The 22,660-nt window shown below is 47.8% G+C and carries 20 protein-coding genes; 8 read left to right on the plus strand and 12 right to left on the minus strand.

Translation table 11 applies throughout. From position 1 onward, the window contains the following. The first annotated feature begins 127 nt into the window (after positions 1–127). Positions 128–565, plus strand: a complete 438-nt coding sequence (locus ACYVI9_RS02770) for an RNA-guided endonuclease TnpB family protein (RefSeq protein WP_460761694.1) — start codon at positions 128–130, stop codon at positions 563–565. Here the strand turns inward: ACYVI9_RS02770 and ACYVI9_RS02775 are convergent. Genes ACYVI9_RS02775 through ACYVI9_RS02785 form a run of 3 tightly spaced genes read right to left on the minus strand, consistent with a single transcriptional unit; the run spans position 462 to position 3,422 of the window. Continuing rightward, positions 462–1,046 carry a carboxypeptidase-like regulatory domain-containing protein gene (locus ACYVI9_RS02775; protein WP_460760359.1) on the minus strand — a complete coding sequence of 195 codons (585 nt, stop codon included), beginning with the start codon at positions 1,044–1,046 and terminating at the stop codon, positions 462–464. The two genes, ACYVI9_RS02770 and ACYVI9_RS02775, sit on opposite strands and share 104 nt — an antisense overlap. A gap of 4 nt (positions 1,047–1,050) precedes the next feature. Then, positions 1,051–1,836, minus strand: coding sequence for an SDR family oxidoreductase (locus tag ACYVI9_RS02780; protein ID WP_460760362.1), 786 nt, complete (start codon positions 1,834–1,836; stop codon positions 1,051–1,053). Positions 1,837–1,844: 8 nt separating this feature from the next. After that, positions 1,845–3,422, minus strand: a complete 1,578-nt coding sequence (locus ACYVI9_RS02785; RefSeq protein WP_460760364.1) for a M1 family metallopeptidase — start codon at positions 3,420–3,422, stop codon at positions 1,845–1,847. Between the two features lie 213 nt (positions 3,423–3,635). On the opposite strand from ACYVI9_RS02785, the gene ACYVI9_RS02790 reads away from it, so the two are divergent. From ACYVI9_RS02790 to ACYVI9_RS02810, 5 genes are read left to right on the plus strand one after another with little or no spacing between them, the layout of a single operon-like run. Next, a complete protein-coding gene (locus ACYVI9_RS02790; protein ID WP_460760367.1) occupies positions 3,636–4,286 on the plus strand; it encodes an SRPBCC family protein in 651 nt (216 codons plus the stop codon). Next, positions 4,286–5,083: an SDR family NAD(P)-dependent oxidoreductase gene (locus ACYVI9_RS02795; RefSeq protein WP_460760370.1), complete on the plus strand. Its 798-nt coding sequence runs from the start codon at positions 4,286–4,288 to the stop codon at positions 5,081–5,083. The genes ACYVI9_RS02790 and ACYVI9_RS02795 overlap by 1 nt, the downstream gene beginning before the upstream one ends. 43 nt (positions 5,084–5,126) lie before the next feature. Further along, a complete protein-coding gene (locus ACYVI9_RS02800; protein ID WP_460760373.1) occupies positions 5,127–6,131 on the plus strand; it encodes an NAD-dependent epimerase/dehydratase family protein in 1,005 nt (334 codons plus the stop codon). A 41-nt stretch (positions 6,132–6,172) separates the two neighbouring features. Then, a complete protein-coding gene (locus tag ACYVI9_RS02805; RefSeq protein ID WP_460760375.1) occupies positions 6,173–7,270 on the plus strand; it encodes a sensor histidine kinase in 1,098 nt (365 codons plus the stop codon). A 5-nt stretch (positions 7,271–7,275) separates the two neighbouring features. Further along, positions 7,276–8,043, plus strand: a complete 768-nt coding sequence (locus ACYVI9_RS02810; protein ID WP_460760378.1) for a LytR/AlgR family response regulator transcription factor — start codon at positions 7,276–7,278, stop codon at positions 8,041–8,043. 8 nt (positions 8,044–8,051) lie between these two features. On the opposite strand, the gene ACYVI9_RS02815 is transcribed toward ACYVI9_RS02810, so the two are convergent. Together ACYVI9_RS02815 and ACYVI9_RS02820 are read right to left on the minus strand one after the other, a co-directional pair. Beyond that, on the minus strand, positions 8,052–8,756 hold the full coding sequence (locus ACYVI9_RS02815; protein WP_460760380.1) for a rhomboid family intramembrane serine protease: 705 nt from the start codon (positions 8,754–8,756) through the stop codon (positions 8,052–8,054). 47 nt (positions 8,757–8,803) lie between these two features. Next, positions 8,804–9,445, minus strand: coding sequence for a J domain-containing protein (locus tag ACYVI9_RS02820; protein WP_460760383.1), 642 nt, complete (start codon positions 9,443–9,445; stop codon positions 8,804–8,806). 193 nt (positions 9,446–9,638) lie between these two features. Between ACYVI9_RS02820 and ACYVI9_RS02825 the strand changes: the two genes are divergently transcribed. Continuing rightward, entirely contained in the window at positions 9,639–11,195 is a 1,557-nt protein-coding gene (locus ACYVI9_RS02825; RefSeq protein WP_460760385.1) for a DUF6600 domain-containing protein, read from the plus strand. 220 nt (positions 11,196–11,415) lie between these two features. Here the strand turns inward: ACYVI9_RS02825 and ACYVI9_RS02830 are convergent, their stop codons facing one another. After that, positions 11,416–11,955: a YceI family protein gene (locus tag ACYVI9_RS02830; RefSeq protein WP_460760388.1), complete on the minus strand. Its 540-nt coding sequence runs from the start codon at positions 11,953–11,955 to the stop codon at positions 11,416–11,418. A gap of 124 nt (positions 11,956–12,079) precedes the next feature. Here ACYVI9_RS02830 and ACYVI9_RS02835 point away from each other — a divergent pair, with 124 nt between their 5' ends. Beyond that, entirely contained in the window at positions 12,080–12,565 is a 486-nt protein-coding gene (locus ACYVI9_RS02835) for an META domain-containing protein (RefSeq protein WP_460760391.1), read from the plus strand. A gap of 17 nt (positions 12,566–12,582) precedes the next feature. On the opposite strand, the gene ACYVI9_RS02840 is transcribed toward ACYVI9_RS02835, so the two are convergent. From ACYVI9_RS02840 to ACYVI9_RS02865, 6 genes are all read right to left on the minus strand, one after another. Beyond that, positions 12,583–12,948, minus strand: a complete 366-nt coding sequence (locus tag ACYVI9_RS02840) for a CoA-binding protein (RefSeq protein WP_460760394.1) — start codon at positions 12,946–12,948, stop codon at positions 12,583–12,585. A 22-nt stretch (positions 12,949–12,970) separates the two neighbouring features. After that, positions 12,971–13,441 (minus strand): GNAT family N-acetyltransferase, encoded by a 471-nt coding sequence (locus ACYVI9_RS02845; RefSeq protein WP_460760396.1) that lies wholly within the window; start codon positions 13,439–13,441, stop codon positions 12,971–12,973. Positions 13,442–13,514: 73 nt separating this feature from the next. Continuing rightward, positions 13,515–15,161, minus strand: coding sequence for a pyruvate dehydrogenase complex dihydrolipoamide acetyltransferase (locus tag ACYVI9_RS02850; protein ID WP_460760399.1), 1,647 nt, complete (start codon positions 15,159–15,161; stop codon positions 13,515–13,517). 192 nt (positions 15,162–15,353) lie between these two features. Next, the gene (dnaX, locus tag ACYVI9_RS02855) at positions 15,354–17,138 is read right to left on the minus strand and encodes a DNA polymerase III subunit gamma/tau (RefSeq protein ID WP_460760401.1); all 1,785 of its coding nucleotides are present in this window, start codon (positions 17,136–17,138) and stop codon (positions 15,354–15,356) included. A 143-nt stretch (positions 17,139–17,281) separates the two neighbouring features. After that, positions 17,282–19,162: a RagB/SusD family nutrient uptake outer membrane protein gene (locus ACYVI9_RS02860; protein ID WP_460760404.1), complete on the minus strand. Its 1,881-nt coding sequence runs from the start codon at positions 19,160–19,162 to the stop codon at positions 17,282–17,284. Positions 19,163–19,181: 19 nt separating this feature from the next. After that, complete coding sequence (locus tag ACYVI9_RS02865; RefSeq protein WP_460760406.1) at positions 19,182–22,382, minus strand: SusC/RagA family TonB-linked outer membrane protein; 3,201 nt, start codon at positions 22,380–22,382, stop codon at positions 19,182–19,184. Positions 22,383–22,660: the final 278 nt, after the last annotated feature.

Consider the following 22,660-nt stretch of genomic DNA (forward strand, 5'->3'; position numbering starts at 1 on the left):
ATCCTGAAATAATATTATAGGAGTAAAGTTCAGGATTTTAACCGGAATCCTAAAAGCAGCCGGGAAAATGCTCCCCATACAGATTTTTATTCAAATATCATAGGCCGTCCTCGTTGGATGTTTACTTATAAATAACTGTCATTTAAAGAGATATGAAAGTCAGTTAGCAAAAGCACAAAAACACCTTTCAAGAAAGGTAAAAGGCTCAAGTAGCCGAAACAGGCAAAGGCTTAAAGTTGCGGCAATACACGAAAAAGTTGCCAATACCAGGCTTGACCTGTTACATAAGGTATCTACACAGATAATCAATGCGTATGATATCATATGTCTGGAAGATTTGAACGTAAAAGGAATGATGGCAAACCATAAACTTGCAAAGCATATAGCAGATGCAAGTTGGGGAACATTCGTCAGGTTACTTGAATATAAAGCAAGTTGGAACGATAAGCGAATAATTAAAATCAACCGCTTCTACCCATCTTCAAAAACCTGTAACGAATGTGGCTATATCCATCAGAACCTACATCTTTCGGAAAGACAGTGGACTTGTCCNACAGGGCGTTGAAGTCCGAAGCCCATTGGTCTTTAGCCAATGGGTAGTTCACTTTTTGTGCAAATTCTATAATATCTTTTGACTGTTCGTTGACGGGCGGCGCGAACAGGAAAGGGCTGTAGGACCGGATTCCGATTTTTCTGATGCGCGTTTTTTTAGGTCGCAGGATGACCGGCTCCAATGTGAGCGTATCTTGTTCCAAAACAATGTTGAGGCTGGAGATGCCTGAAAGCGTTGCCAATGCCAGGGTTTTTACTTTAAAGCCCACGCTGGAAAAACTTAGGGAATCCTGCAGATGTCCGGGAGGAATAGTAAGACGGAAGGCCCCTTTTTTATCTGAAATGGTGCCGATATTTTGTTCCCGGATACCGATATTGACATAGGCCAGGGGTTGATGATCCTGGTTCAATACGGTCCCGGTTATCTTAAGCTGTCCGGTGACCTGTAATATTGCCGGGAGCAGTAATATAAGTAAGAAGCATAACCTTTTCATATGATTAAAGACTGCGAATCAATCCGCCATCAACGGCAATACTCGTACCGGTCAGGTAGGAAGCCTGTTCAGAAGCCAGGAAAGTAATTACCTGGGCCAATTCTTCCGGCCGCCCCAGCCGTTTCATCGGAATGGCGTCGGTGGATTGGGCATAAACCTGTTCCACCGGCACTTGCAGATCTGCAGCGGTTTTTTCGAAGAGTTCCCGCAACCTTTCTGTGTCAAAATTACCCGTTAATATATTATTAACCGTAATACCTGTAGAAGCTACCGCACTGGCCAGGGTCTTGCCCCAGGTGGTTACTGCAGCCCGGATGGTATTGGAGAGAGCAAGGTTGGCCGCCGGTTCTTTCACCGTTCTCGAAGTCAGGTTGATAATGCGGCCCCACTGGCGGTCCTGCATATGTTTCAGGGCCAGGGAACTGCTGAACTGCACGGTTCTGAACAGGAGACTGAATGCCTCCAGATAAGCTGTATCCGTTTGCGCGAGTACCGCGCCCGCGGGGGGACCGCTGGTATTATTGACCATGATGTCCACCTGGTTGGTTTCGAAAAATTTACTGACTATTGATTGAAATGATTCAAAGTCCGTAAAATCCACCTGAAGATAGCGGTGCTGTTGTTCTTGTGGTGCAGGCAACTCCGCCAGTATTTCCTTTAACTTCTGTTCATTTCTGGAAACCAGGATGACGGTCGCCCCACTGGCAGCCAGCTGGCGGGCAGCAGCCAGACCCAATCCGGAACTGGCGCCGCCAACCCATGCTGTTTTATTTTCTAAATTGATGATCATAATAACAGTTATTGTAGCGGTCCGGCAGTTTCCAGTTTTTGGAACCAGGCATCGAGATTGGTGCCCAGCGTTTTCTCAAAGGAGGCCTTCAAATCCTCAGGTTGGGGATGTTTATCATGCCATTGTTTGAAGTAATGCTGAAAAGCTTCATCCAGCCGGACTTTGCCCACCTGTTTTTCCAGTTCGTAAACCCAAAGGGCGGTTTTAATATAGGAGACCAGTCCGTATTCTTCCGATGATTTAAAATCACCGGCGGGCTGGTCTATTATACCCTCCATGGGTATTTGTCGCATGGCGCCGTAAATAGCTTCCTGGAATCTTTCCAGGGGGAATTTCTTGAGTTCCGGTGGTACCTGATCCCGGAATATAGAATTGTAGCGGTATTTTTCTGCTTCATAACGAAATTGATAATAGGTATTCAGGCCTTCATCCTGCCAGGTATGGGCACGCTCATTGCTGCCCAGCATGCTCATGAACCAGTTATGTCCGATTTCATGGGCGATAACCCCATCGAGGTATTCCTTGCTGGCGTCGGGAACAGTAATTAAGGTAATCATCGGATATTCCATACCGCCACTGGAATTGTTTTTGGGGCCTTCAAAAACCTGTACGGTCGGGTATTCATATTCACCGACACTTTTACTGTAGAACCTTGTGGCATCCTTGGCATAATCGATGCTGTTATTCCAGATGGTTCCGGGTTTGTTTTTATAGTAGGTAAATGCATCCACCAGTTTGCCGGAAGGCAGCTGCAGGGTATCGTATTGAATTACGATATTCTTTTCGGCAAACCAGGCAAAATCCGGCACTTTACTGGCCGTATAATTCAGGGTTTTGCTGGCAGACTGGTTGGAATACAACGCGGGCTGTGCATCGCGGTTGGCGGCATTTTTTGCACCGATTGACTTATAGTTATCGAGTTCTTTTTTATCCTGCAGCACACCTGTGGCACCAACAACATAATCACCGGGCAGACTGATTTTTACATTATAGTTGGCATATTCACTATAGTATTCACCCATACTCAGGTAGGGGAATTCATGCCAGCCGCTCTTATCATAAACAGCTGGTTTGGGGTACCATTGTGTTACCATAAACTGACCATCCGCAAATCCTGAACGGGAAAAATACGAGGGTAACTGGACATGAAAAGGAGTGGCAATGCTGATCGTTGTTCCCGGCTGTAAAGGCTTTGGTAAGATGAGTTTGACAATGTCGATATAATCCGGGTTGCTATGTGGTTCGGTCTTGGCGACTTTACCGCCTACCGTAAATTTCAGTCCGTCTATAAAACCAGGAGCGATGCCGGAAACATCGTCACGATTGGTCGGATCATTCTTCAGTTGCTGAAAAAGGGCTGTTTTGTCATTTTTATAGGCATTGGGCCAGATATGAAACCAGATAAATTCCAGGGTCTCCGGTGAATTGTTTTTATAATCAATACTGATTTTTCCATCGAGGGCATTTTTCTTGTCATCCAATTTCACCTCAATATTGTAATTGAGCTCCTGTTGCCAGTAACCGTCCTGTGCGACTGCGATCAGGCCGACGCTCATGAACACTGTACATAAAACTGTTTTTAGCATAAATATTTTTTGGGAAGATAAGTATAATTCAGGTTTACCGGCCGCAGTGTTAATGAATTTAAAAGGAAAACTTAAGGAGAAATTAACGCCGCCGCGCCGTCTGACGACCTGACTGCCCGTCCTTACAATTCAGGGTTTTTATCAGACGGTTGGGCCTTATTTTGTCTTCCCGGGCCCGGGTCTTCAGTTAGGTTTGCTGCAAAAGCACTTAAAATGATGATTAATAGATTAATGCTGATCTGTCTGATTCTACTCCTCCATGGATATGGGGCAGGGGCGGCAACCGGACCAGGTTATCAGTTCGTTGAAAAAAGGATGGGCATCACTTTATATGAACGATGGGTGACGTACCATGGCAATAAAGTGCGGCAGTTGAAAGCCGTATTTCAGGTCAGTCAGGTGGATGCCGGTCAGGTGCTGCCCCTTTTGAAAAATCAGCAACTGGCCCGGATCTGGAATGTCAGCGCTGCTAAAGTGGTCATTAGACCGGGCGTCCAACCACAGCACTGGTACAGCTATATTCGGTATAAATTGCCCTGGCCGATGAATGATCAGGAGGACTGTCTGTTATATCAAAGCAGGTTCAATCCATCTGCTGCCCATATTTGTAAAGTGGATTTTAAAAGCAGCACCCATCCCGATTTTCCGAAACAGAAAAATGTGACCCGGATTACCGGCACCCTGGGTAGTTGGCTGGCAGAGCAACTACCAGCAAACCAATTACAAATTACCTATCAGATCATGACCGATAAAAGTGCCAGTCTGCCACGATGGGTTACTGATCCCATTGTATATGATAATTTGTTCCATACCCTGAACAGTTTCAAAAATTTATTGGACCAATCCACTAAAAATGCGGAATAATGGCAACTAAAACCTTTGCACTGATTACCGGCGCCGGAGCCGGATTGGGTAAGGCCTTTGCTGTCGAATGCGCAGGCCGTGGCTATCATTTGATTCTGATCGCCCTTCCCGGGAGCCGGCTGAACCTTTTATCGGATGAGCTGTCCCGGAGGTATGGCATCCAGGTGGTATATTATGAATTTGATATGACCCGTCTGGACAGGTTGCTCTATCATATCAACCTTGTCAAAGCACAGTTCCCGGTGAGTCTGTTGATTAATAATGCGGGTATGGGTGGGACGGCCTCAATACTGACCTATCCGGTTGATTTAATGGATAAAACCATCCAACTGAATATCCGAAGCAGTTCTTTAGTGACCCGTTCTTTATTGCCAGTATTGATGCGACAGCCTGTGGCTTATATTATTAATATTTCCAGCATGGCCGCTTTTACCCCCATCGCCTACAAGGTGGTTTATCCGGCGACCAAAGCCTTTCTGACTTCTTTTTCCTTGGGTCTGCGTGAGGAACTGGCGACCACCGGTGTATCCGTATCTGTGGCCTGTCCCGGCCCTATGATGACCAATGCAGGTACCGCACAGCGTATCCTGTTACAGGGACTTAAGGCAAAGCTCGGGTTGATGCCTACGACCCGGATTGCACAGCTCGTGCTTAAGAAAGCTTTCGAAGGCAAGGCGATCATTGTTCCCGGCAGATGGAATGCATTTCAATATTCATTGATGAAATGGTTGCCCCTCAGTTTCAAAACCAAAACGGTGTCGCGACAGATCAGAAAAGAGTTGATACCGGTAGCATAACTCCATTCAACTATTCAGTATTTAAGAATAAATCGATCAATTAATGGAACATCAATCCAGAGAAAAAAGAGTACTGATTACCGGCGCTACCGGTCTGCTGGGTGCTAACGCGGCAATTTTTTTGTACCGGCAGGGTTATGCGATTTCAGTGCTGGTTCGCAGGGATGCCGATCTGGGGGTGCTGGAGGGCTTGCCCTGTTCCTATGTTTACGGCGATATTACCCGGCAGGAAGATGTACTGGTGGCGGTTGCCGGATCCGATATCGTCGTACATGCGGCAGCTGTAACCCGCCAATGGGGCATAGACCGGAAGACCTATGAACAGGTGAATATTGAAGGCACCCGTCATGTGATCCATGCCTGCCTGGAACATGGTGTTCAGCGGCTGATATATATCAGTACCGCCAATACACTGGCCCCGGGTACAATGGAACATCCCGGAACAGAACTGGGCGGTTTCAGTCTTTTTTCCATCGGCGCACCCTATATCGACACCAAGTATGTTGCGGAGCAACTGGTCATGGAACATATTATCAGCCGTAATCTGCCGGCTATTATTATTCATCCCACTTTTATGATCGGGCCTTATGACAGCAAGCCCAGCTCGGGGGCCCTGTTGCAGTATGGCCTGCACAATAAGTTTGTTTATTGCCCTCCCGGGGGTAAAAATTTTGTCCATGTGGCCGATGTCTGCCATTGTATTGCCGAAGCGATTCGTCATGCGCCCATTGGAGAGCGGTACCTGGTTGCGGGAGAGAACCTGAGTTACAGGGATTTTTTTATTAAACTGGCCGATTGCAGTGGCAGACGGCCCCGGCTGATCCGACTACCGGCGTTTTTACTGATGCTGGCGGGAGTGGCAGGTAGCATCATTCGCAGGTTCAGGGGAAATAGCTGCCGGTTGCATTACGGTACCGCCCGCTTACTCTGTTTGCAGAATTACTACAATGGCAACAAGGCGGCCAGAACTTTTGGTCTGAAATATCGCAAAACAGAACAGGCAATAACTGATGCACTGGACTGGTTTAAAATCCATAAATTTTCTTAAAGCTTATGATGATTACTGCTTTGATCTTAATTTTAAGAAAAATGAACAGGTCCCAGATTGATAATTTTTTGCAGAGCCGTTTATTCAGGTATATTGCGCGCATCCTGGTACTCTATTGCCTGAGTGTTGTATTCCGGACTTTTGATATGAGCTTTAACCGGCCCTATGTTTCTACGTTTTTAAGAGGGCAGTTGTTCAGCCTGATGATGGTTGTCGTCGGACTTATTATATGGGAAGGCGCTTCCCGGCTTTCCCGGCTGATTCAGAAGAGAATGGCCGCAGGACCTACAGTGCTTTTTGTTACTACCCTTTGTCTGTCGATGGGTGCTTTTGGTATTCTGGGTGCCCTTTTATTCGGTCTGGTTTACTCCGTATTTGATATTGTCATCTTCAATCGCTACGAAGCCTGGGAGAGTTTCAGCGTGCTGAGTTATGATCTGATTTTCGGTGCATTTATTTTTTACCTGCTCATACTCGGTTTTAACGGTATTATTTTTTATTTCAGGAACTGGCAGGAAGCGCAGTTAAAGGCGGAACAATTACGCAGACAGCATATACAGGCTCGTTATGAGGTGCTCCAGAATCAGATTGATCCCCATTTTTTCTTTAATTCTTTAAGTGTGTTGACCAACCTGGTCTATAAAAGTGCTGACCTGTCCGCCGAATATATTACTCAATTGTCAAAATGTTATCGTTATATACTGGACAAGAAGATGGAGTATCTGGTGACCGTTCAGGAAGAATTGTCTTTTTTGCAATCCTATATATTTTTAATTAATATCCGACATCAGGATAATATCCAGTTCCGAATTGACCTGGATGAAACTGTCAGAGAAACCTGGTTGCCGCCCGCGGCCTTACAGATGCTGGTAGAAAATGCGGTAAAACATAATACATTTTTCTCTGAACAACCGCTGGAAATATATATTCATGCAGATGGCACATATATCATCGTAGAGAACCAATTGAGAAAGCGCACCGGTATTATGAGTTCCACGGGAATTGGCTTGTATAATATCCGTAAACGTTATGAATTACTGAGCACGTTAAGGGTGGAGGTTGCGGAAGAGGATGGGAAATTTCTGGTGAAGCTCCCGATACTTAAAACCGGCCAACTGCTAATTGTAAACGAAACCTGAGAATCATGAAAGTTGTCATTTTTGAAGATGAGAAACATAATGCGGAAAGACTGATACAGTTACTCGGCCAGGTGGATGCGCAGATAGAGATACTGGAGGTAATAGAATCGGTTGCCCGGGGCGTTGCCTGGCTGCAGCAAAATGGCGACAAGCTGGATCTGGCCTTTATGGACATCCAATTGTCCGATGGGAATTGTTTTGAAATTTTTGAAGCACTCAAATTGCAATTACCTATTATATTCACTACCGCCTATGATAATTTTGCGTTGCAGGCATTCCAGGTGCACAGTGTAGATTATTTGCTCAAACCGGTTAGTAAAGAGGAGTTGGAACGGGCGCTGTCAAAATTCCGCTTTTTTAGCGCCGGCAATCCGCCGTCTTTTGACCTGAGTAAGATCGCTGAAGCATTCTATAAGAAAGAACATACCCGCTTTTTGGGCAAAACCAATAGTCAGCTGGTTACGGTAAAGGCCAGCGATATTGCCTATGTCTATACTGCTGACGGATTTACCAAAGCCGTTACTTTCAGCAATCAGAAAACACCACTGGACTATAGCCTGGAACAGATGGAGAAAATGCTTAACCGGACGCTTTTTTTCCGGATCAACCGGAAAATGATTATTCATATTGATGCGATCAGGAAAATTAATACCTATTATAACAGTCGCTTGGCACTGCAGTTAGCACCCGCTTTTGATGCGGAAATTGTGATCAGCCGGGAACGGGTAGCTTCCTTTAAGAACTGGTTGGAGGGTAAGGAACTTTCCGCCTGAAGCTGTTATCAACGCCTGATCAGTTGGGAGGAACGCAACTGTGGTCTGGCAAAGAATTTTACCAGCAGCATTCCTGCCAAAAACCCGCCCACATGCGCCGCATAAGCCACACCAGCGCTTTCATTACCCATCGTACCCAAACCATTGATCACCTGCATGACGATCCAGATGCCCAGCGCCAGGATGGCATTGACATAGAATACACTGTACAGTGCGAATACCTTAACCCGGTTGCGGGGAAACAGGATGATATAGCCTCCCATGACACCGGAAATCGCACCCGATGCACCCAGGCTGGGAATCAGCAGGCCGGAATCGGTATAGGCAGATAAAAATACATGACAGAGGGTGGCGATGATGCCACATAAAAGGTAGAATACCAGGTAGCGGAAATGCCCCATTACATTTTCCAGGTTGTCGCCGAAAATCCACAGGTAGAGCATATTGCCGAATATATGCGCTATGCTGCCGTGCATAAACATGGCCGTAAAAATCGTCCCATACACGGGGATCGGTGTCGGCAGCAATCCCTGACCGACGACATCGGAATTGGTAAGTATTTCCGCCGGCACAGTGGAATAACTAAGCAAAAATGCTTCGTTGGAGCCGAGGCCCTGTGCAAAGACGAAGACCAGAATATTGACTGCGATCAAAAGATAGTTGATATAAGGGGTAATTGTGCGCCCTGAATTATCATCTCCAATAGGTAACATAGCCGCTATTTTGTGTAGGAAAGTTAAGCCATTCTGTCTGATTGTTATCAGTTTTTTAGGGAAGTACCCCAGATCAGGAGACAGAGCAGCAATACCACCAGAATGACGAATGCGGGTTTCCAGTTTTCCCAGAATAAATTGTTCTCCAGCCGTTGCTGGCGACTGTCCAGCTGCGATTCATAATTGCTCTGAATCCGGCGAATATCTGAGATCAGGCTCAATTCGTTTTTCGTGCCCAGCACTGGAATAATTCGGACCAACTCACCAACAATCGCATCATTGACAGAGGTTTCGTTGAATGCATTTAACATGTCGATGGTATCCGTATTCAGGACTTCACTAAAAAGATCCCTGACGCTTTCCTTATTCATACGATAAATATCCAGTCCGCTTACGGAGTCGCTAATTTTCAGTACCTTATGTAATAATTGAATGGGGGTATTCAGCTCCTGAGTAAAAGGTTGGCCCTGCGCCCTGGACAACCAGCGTTCCTGTAGGTACCTGTCTTTTTTTTCAGGATGAGAAAGGGTTTCATAGGCTTCTTTGATCAATTCAAATTGTGCCGCCTTAAATTTGTTGCCGGGATCTTTGTCAGGATGATATAAATGTGCCAGTCTCCTGTAAGCGGATTTTATTTCACTCAGGGGGGCCGAAGGGGATACCTGCAACAGTTCATAATAATCGATCATAGCGGACAAAATTCATTAAAATCCTGGTTTTCACGGCAAGCAGTTGTTAAAATGTTAAAGAAAATCACAAAAATGCCCGCTCCGGGCAACTGAACCGGCTGAGACGCAACTTTATGTACCATTTTTCGGTCAATATTCTAGAATGCCAAGATGCATTAGGAACAATATCTTAAATAATTTAAATAAATAGCAAATGAAAAGAATAATCAACTCCCTGGGCATCACGCTGATGATTGCGATGTCTGTGCTGGTAGCCAGGCCAGTTGATGCACAACCCCGGGTTGGGGTGAGCATTAATTTTCAGACGTTCTACGATCAGTTGAGCCCCTACGGCGAATGGATCGATTACCCTGAATACGGGTACGCCTGGCGACCCCGGGTAGGTGGCGATTTCCGTCCCTATTCCAGCAATGGTTACTGGATGTACACCAACGATTATGACTGGATGTGGAATTCCGGTTATGATTGGGGATGGGCCCCCTTCCACTATGGCCGCTGGTTTCAAGATCCTTATTACGGATGGATGTGGGTCCCCGGTTATGAATGGTCACCGGCCTGGGTTGCCTGGAGAGGCGGCGGTGATTACTACGGATGGGCACCACTGCGTCCTGGATTCAGTATTAATGTAGGTTTCAACAACTACAATTGTCCTTATGATTACTGGACTTTTGCGCCGGGCCGTTACATGACATCCAGATACATCGGCCGTTATTATTATCCTTATAGGAATAATGTAACAATCATTAACCGGACAACGATTATCAATAATTATCATGGTCGCCGTGGCGGTGGCAGGACCTATATCAACGGTCCCCGCCGGACAGATGTGGAACGTTACACCGGCAGAATTAGGTCGGTATCAGTAAGAGACCGCAGATCTCCGGGGAGAGCGTCGATGAGCCGGAATTCAGTATCCGTATACCGCCCTGCTGTCCAAAGATCTTCAGACAGAAGGAGCTATGCACCTCGCTCTGTACAACAATATAGTCGCAGCCAAAACCGTACGAATAGCAGATCCGTTCGCGGCACAGAGAACCGGACCAATACCAGCCCCAGAAGGCAGGATGCGGTAACGAATCGGAACAGTCGTGGGAACACCAACAGCAGGTCTGTTAGCCCGAATCGTGAACGCAGCCGTTCCGTCGAAGGCAGGTCTACCAGTCCGTCCAGCCGCAGCAGGGAATCCATGCAGCGGAGTCGCTCACAGTCGCAACCAAATTCACGCGTTGAGACCCGTTCCAGAGCGCAACAACAACGCAGCGTCCAGTCCCGCCAACAATCACAGGCAAGGGAACGTCAACAGGCACAACAACGCAGCGTCCAGGCCCGTCAACAATCACAGGCGCGTGAACAGTCTCGTGCCCGTCAGGCGGCTCAGTCCCGCGAACGCCAGCAGGCACAACGCAGCGCACAGGCCCGTCAACAATCACAGGCGCGTGAACAGTCTCGTGCCCGTCAGGCGGCGCAGTCCCGTGAACGCCAGCAGGCACAACGTAGTGCACAGGCCCGTCAGCAATCTGAGGCGCGTGAACAAGCCCGCGCTCGCCAGCAATCTCAGTCGCGCGAACGCCAGCAAGCTCAACAGCGCAGCGTTCAGTCCCGTCAGCGGAGTTCAAGCGTTAATCGCAGCAGCAATCAGTCCAGTGTCAGGAGATCATCTCCTTCCGTGCAAAGCCGGAGTTCTTCACATTCTTCAAGAAGTTCTTCCAGCAGGAGCGGAGGCGGTAACGTGAGAAGCAGCAGAAGATAGATACGTACTTAGGTTTAGTTTTTTCATATTAAAGTTTGAAAGCAGTTTCGTCTCCCGAAACTGCTTTTTTCTTTCTGCCAGGACACTGGTAAATTTGGTCTGTAGCTTGTCGGTGGGCGAAAACCTAAGCCACCAGACGGGACGGTCGTATTGCGGCTACCGCTTAATAAGCAGCCATAAAAAATGCTTGTTTCAGGAAAATAGGCGGAACGCCCGCGGCTTATTTGTTGCCGATAACGTCCAGGCTTACCTGCACGTCATCGCCCATGGTCATGCTGTTACCTCCCACGCCAAAATCTTTGCGGTCGATTGTAAATTTGGTTTTGAAACGGTATCCTCCGTTTTGTGACTGGGCGGTAAATTCAAATTGAATTGCTTTGGTAACGCCATGCATCGTCAACCGGGCCGTGGCCAGATAGGTATTATTCCCTTTCGCCGAAATACTGGTCGTCTTTATACCAATAGTGGGATATTTTGCCGCGTCAAAAAAATCCGGTTTTTTGAGGTGTGCATCTCTTTTTTGGTTGCCCGTATTAATCGTATTCACCCCGACGGTGACATCAAAACTACTGCTTTTTAGTTGCTGTGGATCGAATGCCATTTTCCCTTTCAGGTCTGATAAACTGCCATTCACGGTAATGCCCATGTTTTTTATCGAGAACTCAATTTTACTATTCTGCGGCGAAGGTTGCAGTGATTGTGCGCTGACAGCCAGAACACCCAGTAATAGCAGCCATAAAAATCCTGTTTTTTTGATCATGGTATTGGAAATGTTTTTTACCTGTATTAAATATAATCAGCTACAACGCAATAATACATAAATAGTTCACAAATTGATTAACTTAGGATCGGTATCCGCATTCCCCGGATTAAAAATTACAATTATGCGACAATTACTATTTTATTCAGTTTTTGTATTAATGGTTTTGCCTGGATGCAGTTCCCCGTCCCAATCTTCCGGGACCGGTAAAGGTATTGTGGGGACGGGTGATGTAATTGTGCCGAGGGTCGAAGCGAAATCTTTCCAGAAAGAGCTGGCAGGCACCTGGAATATCCTAAGTATGCGCCGGCAACAGAAAGCCGAACTGGAAAACCTCAACGGCGTGCAACTCGTTTTTCAGGATACTTCCACCAGGTTTACCGGCAAAGCGCCCTGTAACCGGATTTTTGGTAACCTGCAATTAAAAGGCTACAGCATCCGGTTTACCGATATCGGCGCGACCCGGATGGCCTGCGACAATATGGAACAGGAAACAGCTTTTCTCGATCTGTTGGAGAACCGGATCAGTGCGTTCACTATTGAAGGCAACCGACTCCTGCTCCGGGATGGCATCAGTAATATCGTGATGGAAGGACAGCGCGTACTTTGAGTTTCTTTGGTGTTTTGTCAATACTGGCCTGTACTTAACAATACCAGGGTGCAGGCTTCCAATGGTTCGATTCCGGCATCCCTGGCTTTTGCAGCCAATGCGGGATTTTCAGCACCGGGATTGAATATAATTCGTTTTGGCTGCAATGCGAGTAAATCCGCTTCATAGGCCTGCTGGTTGTTGGCGTTCAGGTACAGCGTAATCGTATCTATATCCTGATTAAGGGGCAGTTCCTGCTGAATGGCCACATCTGCTATACGGCCACTTCTGCGCCCTACCGCAACGACATCATGTCCGTGCTGCCGTAATTTGTTAACAGCCAGGTGACTATACCGGGATTCGTTGGGCGAAGCGCCCATGACCAGTGTTTTCTTTTGTTGCATTTGATTTGAAGGTAGATAATTCTCAGCAAATTGGGTTGACCGGTATACGGTAATCATAAAACGCGGGGTCGGGCTGTAGTCTTTTGAATCCAACCGCTTCATACAGACCCTGGGCGGTTACATTATCGGTAGCGGTGGAAAGCTGGACCCAGCTGGCGCCATCCTGACGGGCAAAGTCAAGGGCCGTCCCGATCAGCCTTCTGCCAATACCCTTTCCGCGTTGTTCCGAAACCACATAAAGGTCATTTAGTATCCAGTTTTTACTGACCCGCATAGATGAAAATACCGGGTAAAGCTGGGTAAATCCCAGGGGTTCCCTGGTGTCGGATTCCTGACAGAGGAATAGGACGGATTGGTTATGATCCAATCGTTCCCTTAGGAAGGACCGGGCCAATATCAGGTCTGAAGGTTGTTTGTAAAATACACGGTACTGGTCGAATAGTTTCGTTACCAGATCTTCCTGACCGGGGCCGAGACGGATAATTTGCAACATGGTACTATTTTAAGGGATTAAAAAAAGCCACATTCTTACTGAAAGTGGCTTTTCTAATATTGTCAAAAATTAATTATACCAACATTCTGAGGGGTTCCTCCAGGAGGCTTTTCAGAGTCTGCAGGAATGCGGCGCCACTGGCACCATCCACTACACGGTGGTCACAACTCAGTGTGACTTTCATGATATTGCCTGGCACAACAGCGCCATTTTTCACTACTGGTACCTGAGAAATACCACCGATGGCCAGAATGCAGGCATCCGGAGGATTGATGATGGCCGTAAACTCATCAACACCAAACATGCCCAGATTTGAAATGGTAAAGGTATTGCCCTCCCAATCCGAAGGCTGTAATTTTTTGTCCTTGGCCTTCTTGGCAAAATCTTTGACCTCCGCCGCAATCTGGGAAAGCGATTTGGTGTCTGCAAAGCGAACGACGGGCACCAGCAAACCTTCATCCACGGCTACTGCTACACCTATATTGACATGTTGATTGGTACGTATGGTATCTCCCAGCCAACTGCTGTTAATTGCCGGGTGTTGTTTCAGGGCAATCGCACAGGCTTTCAGCACCAGGTCGTTGAAGGAAATTTTTACAGGACTGGTTTCGTTCAGTTTCGCCCGGCTGGCCACCGCGGCATCCATATCGATACTCATGGTAACATAGAAATGGGGTGCCGTAAATTTGCTTTCTGCCAGTCGCTTGGCGATCACCTTGCGCATTTGTGATACCGGACGGTCTTCGAAGGAAACCTGACCCGCAGGGGCTGCCGCTACCGTTGCTGCTTTTGCAGCAGGTTGGGAAGCCTGGGTGCCGGGTTTGTAGTTGTCAATATCTGCTTTGATAATTCTGCCCCCATCGCCACTACCCGAAACGCCGGCCAGATCAATGCCTTTTTCGGCAGCCAGTTTTTTGGCGAGCGGAGAAGCTTTGATACGGCCATCGGCTGTGCCGGATGTTTCAGCTTCCGCAGCGGTTGCTGCAGGAGCGGCTGGCGCCGCCTCGGCGGCCGGTTCCTGTGGAGCCGGTGCTGCTGTAGCACCTGCATTACCGCCTTTCACCGCTGCTACGATCGCCTCTACGTCTACTTTATCTGCTTCACCGATGATGGCCAACAGTTCATTAACCTGTATTTTTTCACCGGCCTTGGCGCCCTGATAAAGCAGTTTGCCGTTTTTATAGCTTTCCAGTTCCATGGTGGCTTTATCGGTTTCGATTTCAGCCAATAAATCACCTTTTTTAATGTCTTCACCAACATTTTTTGCCCAACTGGCAATTACCCCTTCGGTCATGGTGTCACTGAGCCGCGGCATCAAAACAACTTCATCCATTTTGGTAAGATCTGCACCTGCGCTTTTGGTTTCGGGTGCAGCCGCAGGAGCGGCGGGTTCAGTCGGCGCCGGCGCTGCTTCGCTTTTTGCGGGCTGTTCGGCGGGTTTTTGATCCCCCTTGCCATCGATCAGGCCGGAAATATCTTCGCCCTTGTCACCTACGATGACCATCAGGTCGTCCACATTCAGTTTACCACCTTTTTCTGCGCCCAGATATAATATGGTGCCGTCCTTGTAACTTTCCAGCTCCATAGTGGCTTTATCTGTCTCAATTTCAGCTAATAAATCACCTTTTTTTACAGGATCTCCCACTTTTTTATGCCAGTCTGCAATCACCCCTTCTGTCATGGTATCACTCAACCGGGGCATTAAAATTTTTTCAGCCATGAATCAAAATATTTCGCCCGAAATTAGTGAATTCTCTGTAAAGTTGGTCGGTTAAAAACTAGAGTAGGGCCTGCCCCTAAACCGGGCTGGTTCAGATCGGACGGTTCAGGCCCCCGGAAGCGAAGGGGCTTTCGGGGGCCGCCGGTCCCAAAACCCGTAAAAATGAAAAAAACGCAAAGTCCGATTGTTGCTCTATCGGTTCAATTCCAGTTTCAACTGTTCTTTAAATTCCCGGACCAGCGGATATTTTGCGATCAGTTCCTGGTATTGCTGTACGGAGGTCAGCGGCGCAGTGCCTTCCGCAGCGGGCGTCGATTGAACGGTAGTTGTTATCACAAATTGTAATTGACTATTCCGGAGTCTTTTTTGCAGGAATTCGGAAGCTTCTACCTTATTAAAGTCCACGAAGCGGTGCTCAATGATACTGGAAGTATTCACTACAAAGGAATTGGCATCCATAATCTGAAGCCGGGCCATTTCAAAGCTCTGGGCCGCCGAATTTTTATTCTCTTTTAGGTGTCGGGCGAATGCCTCCCAGGCCTCCTGTAGTTGGTCCGCTACCAATGGCTGATCCGCAATATCTTCTACTTTCTCATGGAACTGCTTTCTTAATTTCTCCAGGCTGCTGATTTTGCCTCCTGTATTAGGTTTGGTTTTTGCTGTCGCCGGTTCCGGAATTTTATCGGGCACTTCGCTGGCGGATGCCGTCTTTGTAACCTGTTTTTTTTCCTGTTGAATCGTCAGTCGGGCGCCTCCGGTTGTTGTTGTGTCCGGAGCCGTTGTTTTCACGGCTATGGGGCGGATGTTGCGAAAGGGCAGTGCACCCGTCTTTTCAGCTATTTTTTTTTTAATAACCGCGGTGTCGTCGGAGCTGAGTTGCAGGGCCTGTTGCAGGTAACAGAGCTTTATAAGTGCCAGTTCTACATGGAGGCGCTTATTTCGGGCCGTCCGGTAATTGATCTCTGCCTGGGAGAGGAGGTTCAGTGCGCTCAGCAGATAGGCCGGTGGAAGCTGTTCCGCCACCGAAAGATATTTCGTTTTAAACCGCTCCACGGTATCCAGTAGAACGGCTGCCTGTTGATCCCTGCAGACCAGCAGGTTGCGGATAAAAGCTGCCATCCCGTTGAGCACCATGTCGCCCTCAAAACCTTTGCGATTGATGTCATCGAATAATAAAAGCGCGCCGCTGAGATCCTGCGCCCGCATCAGTTCCATGAATTTGAAATAATAATCCTCGTCCAGGATATTGAGATGTTCCAGGGTATGGGCATAACTGAGTTCGCCATTACTGAAACTCACAATTTTATCCATGATACTCAGGGCATCACGCATACAGCCTTCGCTTTTCTGCGCAATCAGTTGCAGGGAGGCTTTTTCAGCCTGTACGCCCTCCTTGGTGCAAATGGCCTGCAGGTGTTCCACCGTATCGTCCGGAGTAATCCGTTTAAAATCGAAAATCTGGCAACGGCTTAATATGGTGGGTAAGATTTTATGTTTTTCGGTGGTAGCCAGTATGAAAATAGCAAAGGGAGGTGGCTCTTCCAGGGTTTTCAAAAACGCATTGAAGGCCTGGGCAGTGAGCATATGAACCTCATCTATTATATATACCTTGTATTTACCTGCCTGAGGTGTAAACCGCACCTGGTCCACCAGCACACGTATATCGTCTACTGAGTTATTACTCGCGGCATCCAGTTCATGGATATTCAGGGAATTGCCCTGGTTAAATGCATTACAGGAATTACATTCATTGCAGGCTTCGCCCTCGGCACTGGGACGTTCACAGTTAATGGTCTTAGCCAGGATCCTGGCACAGGTTGTCTTTCCTACCCCCCGGGGACCACAAAACAGGAAGGCATGTGCCAGTTGCTCTTGTTTGATGGCATTTTTTAAGGTTGTGGTAATATGCGACTGGCCCACCACTGTGTCAAAAAGCTGGGGCCTGTATTTTCTTGCTGATACTAAAAATTTATCCATGGACTGTTCCTCGAGACAAATGTAACATAATTAAAGCTGGATTTGTTCTGCCGGCGCAGGGTGTGGAAAATTGACCTGAGGTTTTGAAAGAAGGGTACAAAAAAAGAGGCCGTAGCCTCTTTTCAAATGGTATTGACTTTGTATTATTCCTCGTATCCAGGATTCTGTACCAGCGAAGTATTCTTGTTCATCTCGTCTCTGGAAATGGGTGCAAAATACATTTTATTGACCCATTTGCGGTTTTCATGCGCCTGGTCCGTAACCGGTGTATACGTATAATTATAAATGGTTTCATCATGACGGTAAGGGGCTGACAGTTGTTTGCCTGGCTTAAATGCACCTACGATATTGATGAAAGTGAGTTTGCGGCCCAGTGTTGCCGGAGCGATCATCCAACGGCGGGCGTCATGATAACGCTGCTCTTCGAAACTCATTTCGATTCTTTTCTCATTGCGGAATCGATTTTTCAGTGCCGTTCCTGCATCCGCAATTGCAGGCATGCCTGAACGGTAGCGGATCCGATTCAGCCATAAACGGGCTTCCGCATCCTGTCCCAGTTCAATACAGGCTTCAGCGTAGTTGAATACGGCTTCGGTATATCGCATGAAAGGCCAGGGTATCAACTGCTTGGTATTGGCTTCAGAAATTGAAGGATCGGGATCGGTGAATTTCCGGAAATAGTAACCGGTCCGGCTGCCGTTCCAGTCTTCAATCGAGCTGCTTCGGGTATCCAGGCCGTTGAAAGTAATTTTTCCGCCACCCTGTATCAAGTCGTATCTCCCGGTCTGGATCTGATTGGCAGGATCTACATTGCCTGACACCAAATCCCGGGGTTTCCAGTCAGCACCATCATATAACAGCGTTGCATAGAACCGGGGATCCCTGTTCTTATAAGGCGCCGCCTTATGACTGGCTTCACCCCAGCTAAACGGTTGACCGTTGGCCATTTCAAAATCATCTACAAAAAGTCCCAGCGGTGTGTTGCCCGCCCAATTATGGTAACCGTTAGGCCCATTGTACAGGCCAATGCTGACCCCGCCTCCGGAATTCACGTTCAGGTTATAATACCTTCCCCAGATCATCTCCACCGATGCTGACGCATCCAGGCCAGCCGCCTTACTGTATCCGCTCATGGCTATGGACATATAATTGTTGGTGCCTTCGGCAGCAGAAACTGGCGCATTCAGGTCCATTTTATAGCCGGTGCCCAAATCCAGTACCGCTTTGGCAGCGGATTTGGCGGCCTGCCAGCGTGCAGACCGGTCGCCGGCCGAATAACCGAATAATTCCGGATTGGGATGGGAGCCCAGTTCCGAAAATTTGGTTTTGGCCAATGGCAGATAATGCAGGTCACTGGCGGCATAGACCAGCACCCTGGATTTCAGGAGCAGTGCCGACAATACCGTAGCTCTGCCTTTGTCCATGGATTTGTCATTGATGAGCCAGATGGCTGAATCACAGTCTGCCGTAATAAAATTCACGCACTCTTCATAACTGTTGCGGGGCGTTTCATAATCTTCGTTTAGATTGAAAATTTTTGTGATCAGCGGGATGCCACCGTAATAACTCAGTAACTGATTATAGAAAAAAGCCCGTAGAAAATGCGCTTCTGCCTTCAGTTTGTTGGCGAAGGAAGTATCAATCTGGGGCGCCTGTAATTGCGCAATTGCAATATTGGTTGCGCGAATCCCATTATACATGTTCTGCCACTCGTAGTTCGGCGGCACCCAGCCTATGGCACTGGGATTCGCACTGCCTTCATTGATCGTATTGATGCTGCGGCCTGTATGCGTAAACACCGCTTCATCGGAAAGGCTGGCGAGCATTTGTTCATTAAAGCCGCCTACGCCAAGGTACTGATTATAGATTCCTGATACAAAGGCTTCGGCCAGTGCTTCATCCTGCCAGGTGGTGCCTGCCGGAGCCTGGTCCGTCGGGTCGATATTTAAAAAGTCCTTTTTACAGCCAAATAGGACTGCAGCAAATAGGACCAGCAGTAAGGGAGTATATATATTGCGTTTCATATTATTAATTATTTTGGAATTAGAAGTTAACGGTGGCACCTATATTGAGTATACGAGATTGGGGATAGTACTGACCGTTGGTACTGGTTGCTTCAGGATCCCAAAGTTTCATTTTATCCCAGGTGATCACATTCTGACCATTGGCAAAAAGCCGGACATTGCTGATGATATTCCTCACTTTTTCCGGCATGTTCAGGTTATAACCGATTTCCAGGTTTTTCAACCGTAAATAATTACTGCTGCGCAGGAAATATGTATTGCGCGCTGCTGCACCACCGGTATAGTAGGTATTACCTCTGCTGGCAATCCGCGGATCGGTACTGCTGGGATTGTCGATTGACCAGCGGTGATCATAGGAGTATTTCAGGTAGTTGCCGATATCACCCGATTCCGTACCAAAGAATAACATGCCACCCATGGCGCACTGGAACATAAAGCTGAAATCAAAATTCCTATAACGCAGACTGCCGTTGAAACCTCCGGTGAATACCGGATCCCGGGTTTTATCCAGCGCCACCATATCATCTGCCGTAATCTTTCCATCGCCGTTATAATCTTTCAACTTCATGTCCCCAGGACGGAGGTTACTGGTCAGGGCTGAATAATCGATACTGTTGGCGTCTATTTCTGCCTGATCACGGAATACGCCGGCATATTCATAGGCCACGATGGTAAAGCCACTGGTGCCATAGGGCCTTCCGGTAGCACGCTGCCATTCAGGAACCCCGGCAGCTTCACTGGAGTAAATGACCTTGTTTTTGGCATAGCCCCCATTGATGCTCAGATTATAGCCTACTTCTCCGATATTGTCATTCCAGGAGATTTTGAATTCACCTCCGGTATTGGACATCTTGCCCTTATTCACAGGTGGCAGTTTATTCGAGATGCCCGTACTCTGCGGCACCAGTCCGACTTCTGCGATCAGCGCCCGATCCCGGACATTGTAGAAATAATCGAGTTCCACCGACAACCGGTTGTTCAGGAAGGCCGCGTCCAGTCCAATATTGGTATTGTTACCCACTTCCCAGGTGAAATTCTGGTTGGGAACCCGGGTTTCATATAGGGTCTGTACCACCGCATCATTGATGACATAGGTACCAAAGGGGTAGGAAGAAATAAACTGGTATTCTGCCAGATTGCCTCCGAAATAAGGCTCGGCACCCATCTGTCCCCAGGAAGCCCGAAGTTTAAGGTTGTCAACGAAAGCAACATGATCTTTAAAGAAGGGTTCTTCTGAAATCCGCCAGCCGGCAGTCACACCTGGAAAAAATCCGAAGCGGTTTTCGGGAGGAAATATATAGGATCCGTCCACCCGCCACAGGAATTCAAACAGGTATTTCTGACGGAAATTATAGCCCATTCTTCCAAAATAGCTCAGTCGTGCGCGGCGGTAAGAGCCGCCGCCATTGTTTTTCTCCAAATCACCACCAACGCTCAGTACATCAATTTTGCTGGACAGATAATAACGACGAAAGGCATTAAATCCTTCATAGTCCTCCGTTTCCCTTTGGACACCTGCCAGCAGGTTCAGCGTATGATCACCAATCGTTCTGTCATAATTAATTAAACCAGACAGGTTGATATTGAGGGTGTTTTCTGCAACCTGTGACAGACGGGGATCCGTGAAAGGCGATCGGAGTTCTCTGGTGAGCTTCGGCGTTACGCCGTCGTCTTCATAACTGGCCTTATCCCAGGAATAAAGATACCAGGGCGTTTCAAATAATTTCCGATTGCGGAAATACTTGTCAACAGCGGCGGTACCTGTGAGTTTAAGTCCTTCTATGCCGGGCACTTTGATTTCCAGCTTACCGTTGGATTGTACATAGTCTCTTTTATCGCGGTCGTATCCTGTCTGATTGGTGGCAATGACAACGGGATTCTGACCATATTCGATATCCCGACCGGGCAATCCGTTGGGCCAAATGGCCGGTTCATTGGGTTTGCCCCGCATCAGCATCCGGAAAATCTCACCTGCGCCGTCGGTAGGAAAGAAGCGGTATTCTTCCCGGGCGGCGATGCCCAGTTGCAGATTCATGTATTCATTCAGTTTGGCATCCAGGTTGAGGCGGAGATCGTATTGTTTATAACCGGTTGCGGAATTCTTATAGTAGGCGTCCTGATTCTGGTAGCCCAGTGAGCCCATGTACCGGACGTTTTCTGAACCGCCGGAAAGCGTCAGATAATGTCTTGTCTGCGGCGACCAGTTCTTGAAAGTGGCGCCAAACCAGTCAGTATTGGGATGGCCCCAGGGATCAGAACCATCACGGTATTTTTCCATGTCTTCCGGAAAAAAGCCTACCGGTGAATTAACAGTGGCGCCACCGTTGGTGACATAGGTGCCGGTATTAATCAATGCGTCCCAGGCCGCATCCCATTCGGCGGGTGAAACATTTTCGTAGACTGCCAGTTCATTCCTCAGGGTGCCATATTCTATCGCATCTGTCAGCTCGGGGATCACGGTAGGCTGGGCCCAGCCCTGATTAAATGTATAGGAGAGTTGCGGTTTGCCGCTTTTACCTCTTTTAGTGGTAATGAGGATGACGCCATTGGCGGCCCGGGAACCGTAAATAGCAGCAGAGGCATCTTTCAGCACCGACATACTTTCAATATCATTCGGGTTCAGTCTTTCCATTCCGCCTTCGCGGTCGGGCACACCATCGATTACGATCAAGGCACTCGAATTCCCCAGGGAATTGGTGCCCCGAATACGGATCGTGGATCCGTCATATCCGGGTTCTCCGCTGCCGTTGAGGGCGGTGATGCCCGGTAGTCTTCCGGCCAGGGAGTTCGTCAGGTTCAGGGTAGGGGTTTTGGCCAGCTCCGTACCCTTGACGTCGGCAACGGCACCTGTGAGGGTGACTTTTTTCTGGGTGCCATAACCTACGACTACAACTTCATCGAGGTTGTTGGCAGCGGCTTCCATTTCCACCGTCAGCGAAGTCTGGTTATTTACCGGAACGGTTTTCTGAAGAAAATTCACGTGGGTGAAAATGAGTTGTGCATTGGCAGCCGCTGCAATAGTGAAATGACCACTGCTGTCGGTCTGGGTGCTGTTCGATGAGCCACCGACCGTTACAGTAGCACCGATCACGGGTTGGCCATTGGCACTTACGGTGCCGGATACCTGTTGGCCAAACAGGTTGCTGGTGCAGAACATACACAGGAATATCAGGAGCAGGTAAATACGCCTGAAGAATTTGGGGCAAGTTTTCGGTTCCATAGAAAGAGCTGTTTTTGATTTTAATGGTTAAGAGAAATCGTTCTTGATTATTGAACTGATACGTATAGGAAACTGGTTGCGGCGTTATTTATGTAACACCGACACGACAGCGTTTAAACGACGAAGGCAGGTAACTCAGTAATAAATTAAAAGTTTTTCTCTGGTTTTTTCACTGATTGTTACCTACAGGAATTTTTATCCAATTGCCGGCATTCATCATGGCTCACAGAATCTCAGATATTCGGGCGGCTTTATTTCTTATGTAAAATTGTTTAAAA

It is taken from the genome of Niabella terrae (genome assembly GCF_054783135.1).